This window comes from Roseovarius sp. MBR-51 (genome assembly GCF_053628575.1).
On record NZ_JBRJGQ010000005.1, the window covers coordinates 199,112 to 215,088 of the forward strand.

Annotated in this window: 19 protein-coding genes; 10 read left to right on the plus strand and 9 right to left on the minus strand. The window is 63.7% G+C overall.

The features are described from left to right. Positions 1-176: 176 nt before the first annotated feature. Positions 177-830, minus strand: coding sequence for a peroxiredoxin (locus tag ACSSVY_RS09150; protein ID WP_454269252.1), 654 nt, complete (start codon positions 828-830; stop codon positions 177-179). A 133-nt stretch (positions 831-963) separates the two neighbouring features. Here ACSSVY_RS09150 and ACSSVY_RS09155 point away from each other — a divergent pair, with 133 nt between their 5' ends. Both ACSSVY_RS09155 and ACSSVY_RS09160 read left to right on the plus strand, forming a co-directional pair. After that, complete coding sequence (locus tag ACSSVY_RS09155; protein WP_454269253.1) at positions 964-2,406, plus strand: aldehyde dehydrogenase family protein; 1,443 nt, start codon at positions 964-966, stop codon at positions 2,404-2,406. A 4-nt stretch (positions 2,407-2,410) separates the two neighbouring features. After that, complete coding sequence (locus tag ACSSVY_RS09160; protein ID WP_454269254.1) at positions 2,411-3,133, plus strand: glycosyltransferase family 25 protein; 723 nt, start codon at positions 2,411-2,413, stop codon at positions 3,131-3,133. Between the two features lie 9 nt (positions 3,134-3,142). On the opposite strand, the gene preA is transcribed toward ACSSVY_RS09160, so the two are convergent. From preA to ACSSVY_RS09175, 3 genes are all read right to left on the minus strand, one after another. Further along, positions 3,143-4,447: an NAD-dependent dihydropyrimidine dehydrogenase subunit PreA gene (preA, locus tag ACSSVY_RS09165; RefSeq protein ID WP_454269255.1), complete on the minus strand. Its 1,305-nt coding sequence runs from the start codon at positions 4,445-4,447 to the stop codon at positions 3,143-3,145. 96 nt (positions 4,448-4,543) lie between these two features. Then, positions 4,544-5,866, minus strand: coding sequence for an NAD(P)-dependent oxidoreductase (locus ACSSVY_RS09170; protein WP_454269256.1), 1,323 nt, complete (start codon positions 5,864-5,866; stop codon positions 4,544-4,546). Positions 5,867-6,041: 175 nt separating this feature from the next. Continuing rightward, the gene (locus ACSSVY_RS09175; RefSeq protein ID WP_454269257.1) at positions 6,042-7,073 is read right to left on the minus strand and encodes a quinoprotein relay system zinc metallohydrolase 2; all 1,032 of its coding nucleotides are present in this window, start codon (positions 7,071-7,073) and stop codon (positions 6,042-6,044) included. A 78-nt stretch (positions 7,074-7,151) separates the two neighbouring features. Between ACSSVY_RS09175 and ACSSVY_RS09180 the strand changes: the two genes are divergently transcribed. Then, on the plus strand, positions 7,152-7,985 hold the full coding sequence (locus ACSSVY_RS09180; protein WP_454269258.1) for a quinoprotein dehydrogenase-associated SoxYZ-like carrier: 834 nt from the start codon (positions 7,152-7,154) through the stop codon (positions 7,983-7,985). Positions 7,986-7,991: 6 nt separating this feature from the next. On the opposite strand, the gene ACSSVY_RS09185 is transcribed toward ACSSVY_RS09180, so the two are convergent. Continuing rightward, positions 7,992-8,339 (minus strand): hypothetical protein, encoded by a 348-nt coding sequence (locus tag ACSSVY_RS09185; RefSeq protein ID WP_454269259.1) that lies wholly within the window; start codon positions 8,337-8,339, stop codon positions 7,992-7,994. Continuing rightward, positions 8,336-9,064 carry a hypothetical protein gene (locus tag ACSSVY_RS09190; RefSeq protein WP_454269260.1) on the minus strand — a complete coding sequence of 243 codons (729 nt, stop codon included), beginning with the start codon at positions 9,062-9,064 and terminating at the stop codon, positions 8,336-8,338. The genes ACSSVY_RS09185 and ACSSVY_RS09190 overlap by 4 nt, the downstream gene beginning before the upstream one ends. 329 nt (positions 9,065-9,393) lie before the next feature. Between ACSSVY_RS09190 and pqqA the strand changes: the two genes are divergently transcribed. Genes pqqA through pqqE form a run of 5 tightly spaced genes read left to right on the plus strand, consistent with a single transcriptional unit; the run spans position 9,394 to position 12,522 of the window. After that, positions 9,394-9,489, plus strand: coding sequence for a pyrroloquinoline quinone precursor peptide PqqA (gene pqqA, locus ACSSVY_RS09195; protein ID WP_037246620.1), 96 nt, complete (start codon positions 9,394-9,396; stop codon positions 9,487-9,489). A 30-nt stretch (positions 9,490-9,519) separates the two neighbouring features. Next, on the plus strand, positions 9,520-10,413 hold the full coding sequence (pqqB, locus tag ACSSVY_RS09200) for a pyrroloquinoline quinone biosynthesis protein PqqB (RefSeq protein WP_454269261.1): 894 nt from the start codon (positions 9,520-9,522) through the stop codon (positions 10,411-10,413). After that, a complete protein-coding gene (gene pqqC, locus ACSSVY_RS09205) occupies positions 10,410-11,159 on the plus strand; it encodes a pyrroloquinoline-quinone synthase PqqC (protein WP_454269262.1) in 750 nt (249 codons plus the stop codon). Before pqqB ends, pqqC begins: the two co-directional genes overlap by 4 nt. Next, the gene (pqqD, locus tag ACSSVY_RS09210; protein WP_454269263.1) at positions 11,156-11,428 is read left to right on the plus strand and encodes a pyrroloquinoline quinone biosynthesis peptide chaperone PqqD; all 273 of its coding nucleotides are present in this window, start codon (positions 11,156-11,158) and stop codon (positions 11,426-11,428) included. Before pqqC ends, pqqD begins: the two co-directional genes overlap by 4 nt. Before the next feature lie 2 nt (positions 11,429-11,430). Then, positions 11,431-12,522, plus strand: a complete 1,092-nt coding sequence (pqqE, locus tag ACSSVY_RS09215; protein ID WP_454269264.1) for a pyrroloquinoline quinone biosynthesis protein PqqE — start codon at positions 11,431-11,433, stop codon at positions 12,520-12,522. Positions 12,523-12,531: 9 nt separating this feature from the next. On the opposite strand, the gene ACSSVY_RS09220 is transcribed toward pqqE, so the two are convergent. Both ACSSVY_RS09220 and mnmD read right to left on the minus strand, forming a co-directional pair. Then, the gene (locus ACSSVY_RS09220) at positions 12,532-13,398 is read right to left on the minus strand and encodes a DMT family transporter (RefSeq protein ID WP_454269265.1); all 867 of its coding nucleotides are present in this window, start codon (positions 13,396-13,398) and stop codon (positions 12,532-12,534) included. A gap of 24 nt (positions 13,399-13,422) precedes the next feature. Beyond that, a complete protein-coding gene (mnmD, locus tag ACSSVY_RS09225; protein WP_454269266.1) occupies positions 13,423-14,100 on the minus strand; it encodes a tRNA (5-methylaminomethyl-2-thiouridine)(34)-methyltransferase MnmD in 678 nt (225 codons plus the stop codon). Positions 14,101-14,164: 64 nt separating this feature from the next. On the opposite strand from mnmD, the gene ACSSVY_RS09230 reads away from it, so the two are divergent. Both ACSSVY_RS09230 and ACSSVY_RS09235 read left to right on the plus strand, forming a co-directional pair. Next, complete coding sequence (locus ACSSVY_RS09230) at positions 14,165-15,193, plus strand: NAD(P)/FAD-dependent oxidoreductase (protein WP_454269267.1); 1,029 nt, start codon at positions 14,165-14,167, stop codon at positions 15,191-15,193. Continuing rightward, positions 15,190-15,603 (plus strand): VOC family protein, encoded by a 414-nt coding sequence (locus tag ACSSVY_RS09235; protein WP_454269268.1) that lies wholly within the window; start codon positions 15,190-15,192, stop codon positions 15,601-15,603. The genes ACSSVY_RS09230 and ACSSVY_RS09235 overlap by 4 nt, the downstream gene beginning before the upstream one ends. Before the next feature lie 4 nt (positions 15,604-15,607). Here the strand turns inward: ACSSVY_RS09235 and ACSSVY_RS09240 are convergent, their stop codons facing one another. Then, positions 15,608-15,739: a hypothetical protein gene (locus ACSSVY_RS09240; protein WP_454269269.1), complete on the minus strand. Its 132-nt coding sequence runs from the start codon at positions 15,737-15,739 to the stop codon at positions 15,608-15,610. Positions 15,740-15,977: the final 238 nt, after the last annotated feature.

Below are 15,977 nucleotides of genomic sequence, written 5' to 3' on the forward strand. Positions count from 1 at the left end.
GCCGGGGACTAGCGAAGCAACGGTCTTGGATGCCACTTTATGTCTGCCAAATCCGTACGACCTCTGAGCGATGCGCTTGCTCTCAAAATCGCTGGTCCGCCGGACGGCCCAGCGATCCGCGCGGCGGCGCTACCGCGCCTTGTTCCGCGCGGCGCTAAGCCTCCCTCAAACCAAACCTACCCCTTCAGACTGGTCTTGCGCAGATACGGCAACACCTTCTCAAAGCTGCCGAACTTGGCCTCTGCCTCCGCATCGCTCAGGCTGGCCGGGATGATGACGTCCTGCCCCACAGTCCAATCCGCCGGTGTCGCCACGCCATTGCGCGACGTGGTCTGGAGCGCATCCAGCGCGCGCAGAACTTCCGCGAAATTGCGCCCCACCGTCATCGGATAGGTCATACTCAGCTTCAACTGCTTGTCCGGCCCGATGATAAAGACCGAGCGCACCGTGGCACTGTCATTGGGCGTGCGCCCATCGGGCAGATAGGCCTCGGCGGGCAGCATGTCGAACGCCTTGGACACAACCAGCCCCGCATCGGCAATGATCGGGAACCGTGCGGCGCTTCCGCCCACCTTCTCGATATCGCCCTTCCACTTGCGATGGTCCTCGACCCCATCGACCGAGACGCCGATCACCTTGCAGCCCCGCGTCTCCCATTCCTCGGCCAAGCGCGCCACAGCGCCAAACTCGGTGGTGCAAACGGGAGTAAAATCCTTGGGGTGAGAAAACAGAATCGCCCAACTGTCCCCGATCCACTCGTGCAGGGAAATCGTGCCCAAATCGGTTTCCACCGTCAAATCGGGGATTACATCATTGATTCGAAGGCCCATAGCAGCATCCTTTCTCGTGTTGTTTCAGTCGTCGGCGGCAATTTGATCAAATTACCGCGCCCCGCTGGTTTCCAACCTTGCAGGTCGGCATAACCCCTGACAGAGTGCCGCCAAATCACTGGAGGTCAATACCATGATCGAGAAACGTCAGTTCTACATCAATGGCGCTTGGGTCAATCCCCTCGCGGCAAAAGATCACAAGGTCATCAATCCCTCGACCGAAGAGCCCTGCGCGGTGATCTCTTTGGGCGGTCAGGCCGATACCGATGCCGCCGTCGCCGCCGCCAAGGCGGCCTTTCCGGCGTGGATGGCCAGACCACCCGCGGACCGCATTGCCTATGCAGAGAAAATTCTTGAGGCCTACAAGGCGCGTGCCGAGGATATGGCACAGGCCATCAGCCTTGAGATGGGCGCGCCCATCGACATGGCGCGCGAACAGCAAGTAGGTGCCGGAAGCTGGCATATCGCCAATTTCATCGCCGCCGCGCGCGATTTCGCCTTTGACGAACCGCTTGGCGATCACGCCCCGAATGACCGCATCATTCACGAGGCGGTGGGCGTTGTCGGCATGATCACGCCCTGGAACTGGCCGATGAATCAGGTCACGCTCAAGGTGATCGCGGGTCTGGTCGCGGGCTGCACCATGATTCTGAAACCGTCCGAGGAATCGCCGCTCAACGCCGTGATCTTTGCCGAGATCGTCGATGCCGCAGGCCTGCCCAAGGGCGTGTTCAACCTCGTCAACGGCGATGGTGTGGGCGTCGGCAGCCAACTGACCGCGCATCCCGATGTGGACATGATCAGCTTTACCGGCTCCTCGCGCGCCGGGCGCATCATCTCCAAATCCGCCGCCGACACGCTCAAGCGCGTGAGCCTCGAGTTGGGCGGCAAGGGGGCCAACCTGATCTTTGCCGATGCCGATGACAAGGCGGTCAAGCGCGGCGTGATCCGCTGCATGAACAACACCGGCCAATCCTGCAACGCGCCCACCCGGATGCTGGTGCAGCGCGAGATTTACGACCAAGCCGTTGAAATCGCCGCCGAAACCGCAAATGCCATTACCGTCGGCCCCGCAAGCGAGGCCGGTCGCCATATCGGCCCGGTGGTCAATGAGGTGCAGTTCAACAAGATTCAGGACCTCATCCAAAAGGGCATCGACGAAGGCGCACGGCTTGTTGCGGGCGGCACCGGGCGGCCTGACGGGCTCAACCGGGGCTTTTACGTGAAACCCACGGTCTTTGCCGATGTCACCAACGAGATGACCATCGCGCGCGAGGAAATCTTTGGCCCAGTCCTGTCGATCATCCCTTTCGACACCGAAGAGGACGGCATCCGCATCGCCAATGACACGCCCTACGGCCTGACCAACTATGTCCAGACCGGCGATCCGGCACGGGCCAACCGGCTGGCGCGCGCCCTGCGCTCTGGCATGGTGGAAATGAACGGCCAATCGCGCGGCGCTGGCTCGCCCTTTGGCGGCATGAAACAATCGGGCCACGGGCGCGAAGGCGGTAAATGGGGCATCGAGGATTTCCTCGAGGTCAAATCCGTCTCGGGCTGGACCCCCGGCGCCTGACCGCGTGACCGGGCGCGCGTTCGTCTTGCACCTGCCGCGCGCCAGTGCGCGGCGCGAGGCGGCGCGCGCCCTTCTCGCCTCCTGCGGGCTGGAGGGCGAAATCTGGTCCGCCGTCGATGGATCGAGCCTGTCCTCCAACGAGCTTTCCGCGACGGTCGGAGCGGGCATTTTCGCGCCCCCTTATCCCTTCGCGCTCAAAACCAGCCAGATCGGCTGCTTTCTCAGCCATCGCCAGATCTGGGCCGAGATTGTCCGGCGTGATCTCGACTATGGGCTGATCTTCGAGGATGACGCATCGATTGATCCCGTGGTTTTCGCGCGCGCCCTCGCTCTGGCGCGGGCGCAGATCGACGATCTGGGTTATATCCAGTTCCAGACGCAAACCCTGCGCGGACCCGCCCGACTGATCGACACCAATGGCGGCTGCGCGCTCAGCCTGCCCGTGGTCAGCGGGCTGCGCAGCACGGCGCAGATGGTCGGTCGTGACGCCGCCGCCCATCTGCTCAGCCTGACCGAGACCTTCGACCGTCCGGTGGATAGCCTGATCCAGAGCCATTGGCACACCCGCCTGCGCCCCGCCGCGATCTACCCGTCCGGCGTTTCGCTCGTCACAGAGCCACCAGAGCGCAGGCCCCTCACGCAGCTTTGGGCGCGCTATCTCTACCGCCGCGCCATCCGCCGCGCCGCACGCCATAGCCGCGCGCCGGTGACAGGCGGTCTGATCTGATCTCCCCGCCTATTCCGCCGCACAGCGCCCCGGATTGTTGGGGTGGGTTGTCCAGTTGGCATACTCCTCCCGCACCACCTCGCCGGTGCGCGGATCGACCATACCCGCCGCCATCCGCTCCATCGTGATACAGCCCTCGATCGGGCAGACATTGACGCAGAGGTTACAGGCGACGCACTCGTCATCCTTGACGGTAAAGACCCGATCCTCGGACATCGCAATCGCCTGATGGCTGGTATCCTCGCAGGCGGCATAGCAGCGCCCGCATTTGATGCAATCGTCCTGATTGATCTTGGCCTTTGTCACGTAATTGAGGTTGAGATCCTTCCAATTCACCACATTCGGCACGGCGCGCCCGACCAGTTGGTCCACCGACGTGAACCCCTTGTCATCCATATATTGCGACAGGCCCGAGATCATTTCCTGCACGATCTTGAACCCATAGGTCATCGCCGCCGTGCAGACCTGCACATTACCGGCGCCCAGCGCCATAAACTCCGCCGCATCGCGCCATGTGGTGACACCGCCGATACCGCTGATCGGCAGGCCCGCCGTGGCCGGATCGCGCGCAATCTCGGCCACCATGTTGAGCGCGATGGGTTTCACCGCAGGCCCGCAATAGCCGCCATGCGCACCCTGCCCGTCAATCGTGGGCTCCGGCGCAAAGAGATCGAGATCAACGCTCGTGATCGAATTGATCGTGTTGATCAGGCTCACGGCATCGGCACCGCCCTCCTTGGCGGCCTGCGCGGGCTTGCGAATATCGGTGATATTGGGCGTCAGCTTTACGATCACCGGCAGGTTCGAGTGTTTCTTGCACCAATAGGCCACCTGCCCCACATATTCCGGCACCTGCCCCACGGCGCTGCCCATGCCGCGCTCGCTCATGCCATGCGGACAGCCGAAATTCAGCTCGACCCCGTCACAGCCGGTATCCTCGACCCGGTGCAATATCTCGCGCCAGGCGTCCTCATTGACCGGCACCATGAGGCTCGCAATCAGCGCGCGGTCCGGCCAGTCGCGCTTGACCCGGCGCATCTCTTCCAGGTTCACCTCCAGCGGGCGATCCGTGATCAACTCGATATTGTTCAGCCCCAAGAGACGCCGATCCGCCCCATAAATCGCGCCATAGCGCGGCCCGTTCACATTGACCACCGGCGGTCCCGACTCGCCCAAGGTCTTCCACACGACCCCGCCCCACCCGGCCTCGAACGCGCGGCGGACGTTATATTCCTTGTCCGTCGGCGGGGCCGAGGCCAGCCAGAACGGGTTGGGCGATGTGATGCCGATGAAAGTGGTTGTCAGGTCCGCCATGGTTCAGCCCTCCATTGATGTTGTCCGATACCCGCCCCGGACTTGATCCGGGGCCTCTCGCGGGTCAGGGTCCCGGGTCAGGCCCGGGACGGGATGTCACGCCATCAGGGTTGCGTGGATGTCTTCGGCGGCGTCGCGCCCTTGGGCCACCGCCGTCACAGTCAGGTCATCGCCCCCCGCCGCGCAATCGCCCCCGGCCCAGACACCGGGCAACGACGTGCGCCCGGCCCCGGTGACGGCGATCTTGCGCCCGTCGAGCACGGGCAAATCGGCCCCCTCAAGCGTCTGACCAATCGCCTTGAACACTTGATCAGCAGCAAGCCGGAACCGTTCGCCCGTGGGTTTCAGATCATCATCGCTATACTCAAACTCCACCTCGCGCACAGCCCCATTACCATGCACCGCAATGGGCGTGGCATTGGTCACGATCCGCACCCCCTTGGAGGCCGCAAGATCCTGTTCATAGCGGCTGGCATTCATCCGGTCGCGCCCGCGCCGGTAAACCAGCGTGACATTGAGCGCGCCCAAGAGTTTGGCCTGCACGGCCGCGTCGACCGCCGTCATGCCGCCCCCGATCACCACCACATCGCGCCCGACGGGCAGTTGCGCCAGATCCTCGGCCTGCCGCAGGTCGGCTATGAAATCCACCGCATCACGCATCCCCTCGCGGTCCTCGCCGCTCAGACCCAGCGCATTGACCCCGCCCAGCCCGATGCCCAGAAAGACCGCATCGTGATCCTCTTGCAGTTCTGCCAGCGTGATTTCCCGCCCCAGACGCTGCCCGGTGGCCAGAGTGATCCCGCCGATCTGCATCAGCCACGCGACCTCGCGCGCGGCGAAACTGTCGGTGCTCTTATAAGCCGCGATGCCGAATTCATTGAGACCACCGGGCTTGGACCGCCCATCATAGAGCGTGACGTCATGGCCTTTCATCGCCAGACGGTGCGCACAGGCAAGACCCGCAGGCCCGGCGCCCACCACCGCCACGCGCCGCCCTGTCGGGGCCGCGCGGCTAAAGGGATGCACGCCCTTGTCCATCAGCGTATCCGTGGCATAGCGCTGCAACCGCCCGATCAGCACCGGCTGCCCCTCAGCCGCCTCGCGCACGCAGGCCTCTTCACACAGCGTTTCCGTGGGGCAAACGCGGGCGCACATGCCACCAAGGATGTTCTGGCTCAGGATCGTCTTGGCCGCAGCCTCGGGCGTGCCGGTGGCGATCTGCCGGATAAAGAGCGGAATGTCGATCGACGTGGGACAGGCGGTAATGCAGGGCGCATCGTGGCAGAAATAACAGCGATCCGCCGCCACCAACGCCTCGTGATCATCAAGCGGGGGATGCAGATCGGTGAAATTTCCCTGCAAGGCGGCGGCATCAATCCGGCCTGCGACGATACCGGGGGCGAGTTGGCGATCTCTCATGGCGTTCTCCGGTCAAGGATGGCTGAGGATCAGTATTCCACGATTCTAAATTTTATCAATTGGTAAAATTTATGACAGGCTGAAAAACCTGCGCCGCCGCAAGATAAGGTGCGAGCCGATTAAAATTGCGGCAGACGCGGTGCAAACCGCGCCGAACCGCTACACCGACGCGGGCCTATTCCCACTCCAATTCCGTAAAGGCCGCCGTCACGTTGCGTTTGTGAAAGAGGTCAAAGAGCGCCCAGCGTCCCGCCTCGCCTTGACCGACCGTCTCAATCGCCTCGCCCAACCGCAGCCCCTGCGACACCGCCACCCGCGTCTCGTCGCGCAAAACCTCCAGATAGCGCCGCAGATCCACGGCCCCTTCAGGCCAGTCCAGCACCGGCCCGCCATGCCCCGGCACGATGCGCGCAGGCGCAGGCGTGCCCATTGCCTCGAGCACCCGCAACCAGCCCAGAACCGAGCCATCAAGCGCGGGGCTGTGCTCGTCAAACACCAGATCGCCGGTAAAGAGCGTGCCCGTCTGCCGGTCGAACACCGTCACATCGCTCTCGCTATGCGCCGTTTCCCACGCCACCAGATCCAGCACACGGCCCCCCAGATCGACCTCGGCACGCTCACCGATCCCCTCGCCCACCTCCGGCACCCGGCTGCCGATGAACCCCGCCCCCATGAGCCGAGCAAAGCTGCTCTCATAGGTCTCGGCCCGCGCCGCCAGCGCCTGCCCCAGCTTGCGATGCCCAAGGGTCTGCGCGCCCGCCTCAACCATGACCGCTGCCCCCATCACATGATCGGGGTGCATATGCGTCAGGATCATATGCGTGATCGGTTTGTCCGTGACCTGCCGCACCGCCAGATAAACCGCCTCGCCAACCGCGCGACTGCCTCCGGCGTCAATCACCGCGACGCTGTCATCGCCGATAATGAATCCGATATTGGCGACATCGCCCAGATTGTCCGGCGTCACATCTTCCACCTGCCCGCGATGCACATAGACGCCCGGCGCGGCCTCCTCGAACACACGCCCGCTCTCGGGTCGCGCCACGCAGTCAAACGCACTCGCCCGCAGCGCAGCGCCCCAGTCCGGCGCGATCTCCTCGGCCCGCGCCAGTGCCTGCGCACAATCCGCCGCGCCCACCGGCAAAAGCCGCGTCTCGCACGTCTCGGGGTTGGCCACCAGACACAGACTCAGCACGATCTCGAACATCTCGGACCCCTCGCAAAACTGCTACCAAAGGTTGATACAATTTGCGCGGGATCTGTGCTATTGTCCAATGGTGCGAGTATGCCCGATCCGGAGGTGCCGATGACCCGATTTCTCCTGACCGCCCTTTGCCTGAGCCTCACGCTCGGCACCGCAGCGATGGCCGAAGAGCCGCGCAATCCGCTGCAAGACGGCGAGACATGGGACTATTTGCGCGCCGACATTCTCGACCCAAGCAAGGCGCTCAGCCCCGGTGCGATCTTTGCGGTTGATGCGCCCTACCGAGCGCATGACGCCGCCACCGTGCCCGTCGTCGTCACCCAAACCGATCAGAGCGTGGGGCCGATCACCACGCTCAAGATCGTGGTCGATGAAAACCCCGCCCCCCTTGCCGCCGAAATCACCTTTGGCCCCGCCATGGCCCCGCTCAGCTTTGAGACACGCGTGCGGGTCAACGCCTATTCCAACCTGCGCGTGGTCGCCGAAACCGCCAGCGCCAGCTATATCGACGGGCGTTTCGTCAAGGCCGCCGGTGGCTGTGCCGCCCCCGCCACCCGTGATCCCGAGGTGGCGCTTGCCCATATGGGCGAAATGCGCCTGCGCCATTTCGATACCGCCCCGGTTCAGATCGGCAGCCGCCGCGACGCGCAGTTGATGATCCGCCATCCCAATTACTCGGGCCTGCAACGCGACCAGATCACCCAGCTATTCGTGCCTGCGCATTTCATTCAGGATCTGACCGTCTGGCAAGGGGATGAGATGCTCTTTTCCCTGACAGGCGGCATTTCGATTTCCGAGGACCCGGTCTTTCGCTTCAGCTATACTGACAACGGCACGCCTGATCTGCGCATCCGGGCCGAGGATACCGAGGGCAATGTCTTTGAAGAGGTGCTGCCCAAGGCCAGCGCGTCCTGATCCGCGTCACTTGAAACAGACGATCTCGGCCTCCGCCTGCGCCCGGCGCAGGTCGGCGACAATGCCCTCGCTCACCGGCCCCGCCTTGAACATCGACATCCGCTCGCCATGACCTTGGCGCAGCGCCAGAACCGTCTCAGCCGACACATAATCCTTATACGGCAGGATCGCCGCAATCTCGTCGATGGAACAGGCGCAGCGCCGCAGCATCTCGCGCGTATTGCCATTCGCCGCCATGCAGCCAAAGACATAATCCGCCCGCGCCTCAGTGGGATAGTCGTTGAGTTGCTCCGCCACGCTTTGCGCCAGCGCCATGCCGGGCAAGAGACACAGCAGGACCGTCAGAGACTTCATTCCACAGCCTCCCTCAGCGTCAGCGTCGAGGTGAAATAGCGCCCGCCAGTGTCGCGCTCCGGCGTTTCGGCGCGCATCGAATGATACCAGCCGGGCACGGCTTCTGAGACATCGAACACCACCCGCAATTCGGAAAACGGCCCCAGCCGCGCGGCATTCTCATCGCCGACAAAGGGCGCCAGCACCACCTCCTGCGCGGCATGGCTCTCCCCGGCCCAACTCACCTCTACCGGAGCAATCCCCACCGGCGCCAAGAGCGACTCCTTGATCCGGTTGCGGATATAGAATGTGCTGCCCCCTGTCGCCTGCGCCAGATCGCGCACCAGCCGTTCGAGAAAGAACATCGCCATCGGATTTCCGACGCTCGCGTCAAACCCCGCCACCGGCTGTTGGCCCGCGTCCAGGACCTGCATCAGCCGCGCGGTGCCGCCCTCTTCGATCCGCAGGTCATAGGCCTGCGCACCCTGTGTCTCGGGTGGCGTGGCCTCATTCACCGTCTCGCTCTGATACTGCAGCGCATCGCCCGGCGCAAAGGCCGCCAGCGTGCCGGTGCGAAAGATAAGGTCATACCCCTCATGCGCCGTGCCCGCCACGACCGGTGCCGCCGCCAGCATCAGGCTCAGAAAAAACCCTGTCATGCCCCGCATCAGGCCCGCAACCGTGCCCCGCCCAGCGGCTGGCAGGACCAGCGCGCAATGCGCCATCTTGGATGTGTCGACGCCCATTTGCTCAACTCCGGAATTGCCTCAGCCATGCATCTTTGCGCGCTTCGGTCAGTATATTGGAACGCCCGTTCCTCACAGACCTCTGGTTGACGCGCCAGACAGGCCAAAAACAACAGCTCGATCATGGTCATTCTCCCGCAGTCTGACGAGGGCCCCCGCCATATGCTCAGATATGATCTCAGTGTCACTCAGGTCCAGCCCCGGACACAACCCTTTCATCCTTGGATTGCACTAAAGTCGTAGGGCTCTACGACCATGCCAAAGTTGACATGTGCGGGATCGGAATATCTAATCACCCTATCTGCACTGATCTAAGAGGAGGATAGACTATGGCATGGAGCAAGCCGGTTCTACGTGAACTGAACTGCGGAATGGAAATCAACATGTACGGCCCCGCCGAAGAAGGCGACGGCGTCCTGTTCTAAACGACCCGTTCGGCTGCAGCGAGGTAACAGGTGTTTAAGGCTCTGATACTGGGTGCTGCGGCCGGCGGCGGTCTGCCACAGTGGAACTGTGGCTGCGAGAATTGCAATCTCGCGCGTGGTGGCACGATACCCGCATCGACCCAATCCTCATTGGCCATCACGATGGATGGTACCTCGTGGGTGATTCTCAACGCCTCCCCCGACATTCGCGCGCAGATTTCCGCCAATCCGGCGCTGCATCCGCGTAGCCTGCGCGATACACCCATCGCGGGCGTGCTGCTCACCAATGGCGATATCGACCATGTCGCGGGGCTTCTCAGCCTGCGGGAAGGGCAGCCCTTCACCCTCTACGCCACCGGCGAAATCCACGGCGTTCTGGCCGCCAACCCCTTGATGCAGGCCGTAGATGCCGCCCGCGTGCCGCGCGTTTCTATCGCGCTCGATCAGCCTGTGACCCTCCTGCCCGGCCTCACCGCCACGCTCTTTGCCGTCCCAGGCAAGGTGCCGCTCTACATGGAGGGCGAAACCGTGCAAACCGATCTTGAGGGCGAACAGACCACCGGCGTGCATCTTCAGGCCGAGGGGCGCAACATCTTCTACATTCCCGGCTGCGCCACTGTCACCGACCGGCTCGCCACCCGCCTACGCGATGCTGACATGGTGTTCTTCGACGGCACCCTCTGGCGCGATGACGAGATGATCACCATGGGCCTCAGCCAGAAAACCGGGCGGCGCATGGGCCATATCTCGATGAGCGGCCCGGATGGCTCCATTGCCGCCTTGCGCGCTCTCGGGATCGGGCGCAAAATCTACATCCATATGAACAACTCGAACCCTGTCCTGCGCCCCGATGCCCCCGAACGCGCCGAGGCCGAATCGTCTGACTGGATCATCGGACAGGATGGCATGGAGATCACGCTATGACCGCCACCCGCGACGCGTTTGAAGCCCGCCTGCGCCAGATCGGGGCAGAGCGCTACCATGACCGCCACCCGTTCCATCACCTGTTGCATGGCGGCCAATGCACCCCCGATCAGGTCCGCGCATGGGTCATCAACCGCTACTATTACCAATCCCGCATCCCGATGAAGGATGCCGCCTTTCTCAGCCGGGTCGAGGATGCCGACCTGCGCCGCATCTGGCGCTCGCGGATCGAGGATCACGATGGCACCGCCGAAAACGAGGGCGGGATTCGCCGCTGGCTGCGCCTTGCCCAAGCGGTCGGCCTCGATCCCGACTATGTGGCCTCCGCGCAGGGCGTGCTGCCCGCCACCCGCTTTGCCGTCGATGCCTATGTCGCCTTTGTCCGCGAAAAACCGCTGCTCGAGGCTGTCGCGGCCTCGCTCACAGAGCTCTTCGCGCCCAAGATCCACGCCGAGCGGATCGAGGGGCTCTTGGCCAATTACGCCTTTGCCGATGACTCTAGCCTCGCCTATTTCCGCAACCGCCTGAAAGAGGCGCCCAAGGATGTGGCCTTTGGTCTCAAATGGGTGCTCGACCGTGCCGATACCGCCGAGAAACAGGACGCCGCCGCCGCCGCGCTGACCTTCAAAACCGATGTGCTCTGGTCGCAGCTTGACGCGCTCCATTCCGCCTATGTCGATCCTGCCCGCATCCCGCCCGGCGCATGGCAACCGGGCGAGGGACTGCTCGCCAAAGGCGCGGCATGACCCCTGACGCGATCCCCCACCTGCCGCGCGGCGTGCGCCTGCACTATGACCGCGTGCGCAAGGATTGGGTGCTTCTGGCCCCCGAACGCGCCGTCCGGCTCGACCCCATCGGTCACGCCATCCTCAGCCGGGTGGACGGGGCGCAGAGCTTTGGCGCGCTCACCGCCGATCTCGCCGCCACCTTCAACGCGCCGCTTGACGACGTCACCCGCGACAGCGACGAGTTCCTGACCGGCCTCGCCGAGCGCCGCTTTCTGGAGGTCACATAGCCATGGCCAATCCCCCCATCGCCATGCTGGCCGAACTCACCCATCGCTGCCCGCTCTCCTGTCCCTATTGCTCCAACCCGGTGGAATTGACCGCGCGGGAAACCGAACTTGGCACCGCCGACTGGATCTCGGTCTTTCAACAGGCCGCCGATCTGGGCGTGCTGCAACTCCACCTTTCGGGGGGCGAACCCGCCTCGCGCCGCGATCTCGAAGAGCTGGTGACAGCCGCCCGTGACGCAGGCCTCTATACCAACCTCATCACCTCCGGCATCGGCCTGACCGAGAAACGTCTGGCTGCGCTCGACGCCGCTGGCCTCGACCATATCCAGCTTTCACTCCAAGGCACCGATGCCGAAATGGCCGACCGTATCGGCGGCTACAAGGGCGGCTTTGACCGCAAGATGCAGGTGGCCAAATGGATCGCCGCCATCGGCTTTCCGCTCACGCTCAATTTCGTCATGCATCGCGGCAACATGCACCAACTGCCCCGCGCTATCGAGATGGCGCAGGACATGGGCGCGCGCCGGATCGAAGTGGCAACCGTGCAATTCCACGGCTGGGCCATGCTCAATCGCGGCGCGCTCATGCCCGACCGCGCCCAGGCCCGCGAGGCCAGCCGCATCGTCGCCGAGGCGCGCGCCGCCCTCAAGGGGCGTCTGGTGATCGACTATGTGCCCGCTGATTATCACGCCGATTATCCCAAGACCTGCATGGGCGGTTGGGCCAGCACCGGCCTCAATGTGGCCCCCGATGGGCTGGTCTTGCCCTGCCACGCGGCGCAGACCATCAAGACGCTGACATTCGACAACGTCCGCGACCGTCCCTTGGCCGAAATCTGGCACAACGGTGCCGCCTTCAACGCCTTTCGCGGCACCGACTGGATGCAGGAACCCTGCCGCTCGTGTGAGCGCAAGACGATTGATTTCGGCGGCTGCCGCTGTCAGGCCATGGCGATTGCCGGCGATCCGGCGGCGACCGATCCGGTCTGCATCAAATCTCCCCATCACGCCCAGATGCGCACGCTGGCCGAGGATTTCTCAGGCCAGTCCGACGCGGCCCTGACATGGCGGGTGATGGAGAAAACGCCGGGGTAAGCGGGCGCGCTACCCCACCTTACGCTGCCGCCAGAGCGTGAACAAACCCGCCCCCACGACCAGCGCGCCGCCCAGGGCCACATTCATCCGGATCGTTTCGCCAAAGATGAAAATTCCGATCCCGGTAACAAAGAACAGTTGCAGATAGGCAAAGGGCTGCACCGCACTCGCCTCCGCCACCTCATAGCATTTGATCAACGTGTAATGCCCCGCCGCCCCGGTAATGCAGAGCGTGATCATCCAGACCCAGGCATCGCCCGTCATCGGCTCCCAGAACCAGATCCCGGCGAGGGTCATGGCCACCGATCCAACCGTCCCGGTCCAAAAGAAACTCGTCGCCGCCGTATCCCGGCGCGCCACATAGCGCGTCAGCAACCCGTAGAGCGCGAACATCAGCGCCGCGATAAAGGGCACGATCGCCTTGGGGTCGATCACGCCCACCCCCGGCTCCAGAATGATCAGCACGCCAACAAAGCCAACCCCAATGGCTGCCCAACGCCGCCAGCCCACCCGCTCGCCCAACACCGGGCCGGACAGCGCCGCAACCAAGAGCGGATAGCAGGCAAAAACCGCATGCACCTCGATGAGACCCAAAAGGGTAAAGCCGTAGATCATCACACAGATTTCCGCGACCAGCAGCACGGCACGAAACCCCTGCATCAGCGGTTGCGATGTGGTGGCAGCCGCCCGCAGCCCCCCGGCCTTGCGCGCGGCGATCACCATGACAAAGGCAGCAAAGAACCAGAACCGGATCATCACCACCATCAGCACGTTGTATTCCTCGGCCAGATGCCGCGAAATACCATCCTGCACGGCAAAGATGACCGTGGTCAGCACCATCAACCAGATGCCCAAGCGGGTGTTTTGCAGCGTCACGAGAAGTCTTTCACGAGCGGTCTTTCACGAAGTATCTTTCCGGGCCATGGTCATGTGCCGTTTGCGGCCATATCCCTGACCCCGCGTAACACAAAAGCCAGCGGCCTCAAGCCCTCGTCGCACAAACCCCGCCGCCGTATAGCTCGCGGCTGTGCCGCCCGTCACCGTATGTCGCGCCACGTCCGCCATCAACTCGGGTTGCCACAACTCGGGGTTCTTGGCCGGCGAAAACCCGTCCAGAAACCATGCATCTGCCCTGCCAGACCAGACACTTAGCGTCTCACGCGCATCCCCTTCGATCAGCGTAAACTCCAGATCCGGCAAGCTGATCCTCTGCGCACGCCCCTGCCAATGCGGGGCCAATTCCGCCGCAACCCCCGCCAGTTCCGCAAACCGGCCTTGTGCCCTGCGCATGTCTTGCGGTGCCATCGGATAGGCCTCAAAGCTGGTAAAGTGCAGCCGTCCCGCCACGCCTGCCGCTCGCCACGCCGTTAGAGCGGTCAAGAGGTTCAGCCCCGTGCCAAACCCCAGTTCCGCAATGTGAAACCCATCCCGAAACCGCGCCGGCAGGTCGTTGCCCCCCAGAAACACATGCCGCGTTTCCGCCAAACCGTTGTCGAGGCTGAAGTAGGGATCGTCAAACCGCACCGACACCGGCACATCGCCTTCGCGCCAGATCAGGTCTGCGGTCTGGTCCTGCATGGCATGATCCTCTAAAGCATGGCCGAAACGCGCGCGACCATCGCGCGGCGACAAAGGATTGGCAATGGTCGATATCACGGTGATGGGCGCGGGCATCTTTGGCCTCTCGGTGGCGTGGGCCTGCGTGCGGCGCGGCGCGCGCGTGCGTGTCATTGATCCGCATGGTCCCGGTGCCGGGGCCTCGGGCGGCATTGTCGGCGCTATGGCCCCGCATGTGCCCGAACTTTGGAATAGCAAAAAGGCGTTTCAGCTTGAGAGCCTGCTGATGGCCGGGGATTTCTGGGCCGAGGTGGCCGAGGTCTCAAACCTCTCGCCCGGCTATGCCCGGCTTGGCCGGCTGCAGCCCATCGCCGATGCCGCAGCCCTCGCACTGGCCCACGAGCGCACCCAGAACGCCGCAACCCTCTGGCAGGGTCAGGCCGAGTGGCGCGTCCTCCCTGCCTCTGGCGCGTGGTGCCCGCCCAGCGCCACCGGCCAGATCATCCAGGACACGCTGACCGCGCGCCTGCATCCGCGTCAGGCCTGCGCCGCCCTTGTCGCCGCCCTGCACGCGCGCGGCGCCGAGGTTGTGACCGAAGGCCCTGCATCGGGCCAGATTCTCTGGACCACAGGCATCGCCGGGCTGGAAGAAATGACCGCCGCGCACACCCGCACTGTCGGCAATGGGGTCAAGGGCCAAGGCGCGCTTTTGGCCCATGACGCCCGCAACCAACCACAGATTTTCGCCAATGAGGTGCATATCGTCCCGCATGAGGATGGCACCACCGCCGTCGGTTCGACCTCAGAGCGCTATTATGACGATCCCACCAGCACCGATGCCCAGCTTGACGATGTCATCGCCCGCGCCGTGGCGGCCGTGCCCGCGCTTGCCGGTGCGCCGGTGATCGCGCGGTGGGCCGGGGTGCGCCCCCGCTCGCGCTCGCGCGCGCCGATGCTGGGCGCACATCCCTTCAGGCCGGGCGAATTTCTCGCCAATGGGGGCTTCAAGATCGGCTTTGGCATGGCCCCCAAGGTGGGCGCGGTCATGGCTGATCTGATGCTCGACGGCATCGACCGGATTCCCGACGATTTCAGACCCGAGGCGTCCTTATGACCCAGCCAACACTCGCAGCACTTGACCATCTCGTGCTGACCGTGGCCGACATCCCCGCCACATGCGCCTTTTACCGCGACGTTCTGGGGATGACGCCCGAGGCGTTTCACCCCGCCGATGGCAGCACCCGCTGGGCGCTCAAATTCGGCGCGCAGAAAATCAACCTGCATCAATCCGGGGCCGAATTCGATCCCAAGGCGGCGCATGTCCAACCCGGCAGCGCCGATCTGTGCTTTCTCAGCGAGACCCCGCTAGAGCACTGGCAGCGGCATTTCGCGGCGCTTGGCGTGACAGTCGAGCTTGGTCCCTTGCCCCGCTCCGGGGCCACCGGCCCGATCCGCTCTCTTTACTTGCGCGATCCCGACGGCAATCTGATCGAGGTTTCGAACAGGGCCGCGAGCGGCGCCTGACCGCTTACGCCGTCTTGACCGCCTTGGGCAATTCCACGATCCGCACGGCAAGTTTGCGCTGTCCGCGCTGAAAAGGCAGCGCCGTGGCCGCCTCTTTGCTGTGTTTCACAACCGATTTCAACCAACGTGCTTTCATGGCTCCAACCTCTTGCCTCAGGCCCCAATTCGCAGGGCTCATTGTTTCGTTACCAGCAACTATGCCGGCAGTTTGGGGCCAAGATTTGGCGGAAATCGTGAATATTCAGACAAGATCAGGGCACAGACACAGCCCGAACAAAAACTCAATCCCTTGAATTTTAATAAAACTTTCCAGACACTCTCAGGTTCACTGCCGACAGCGCCAGACTGCGCCCACAATTTCGGCCCGAATCCCG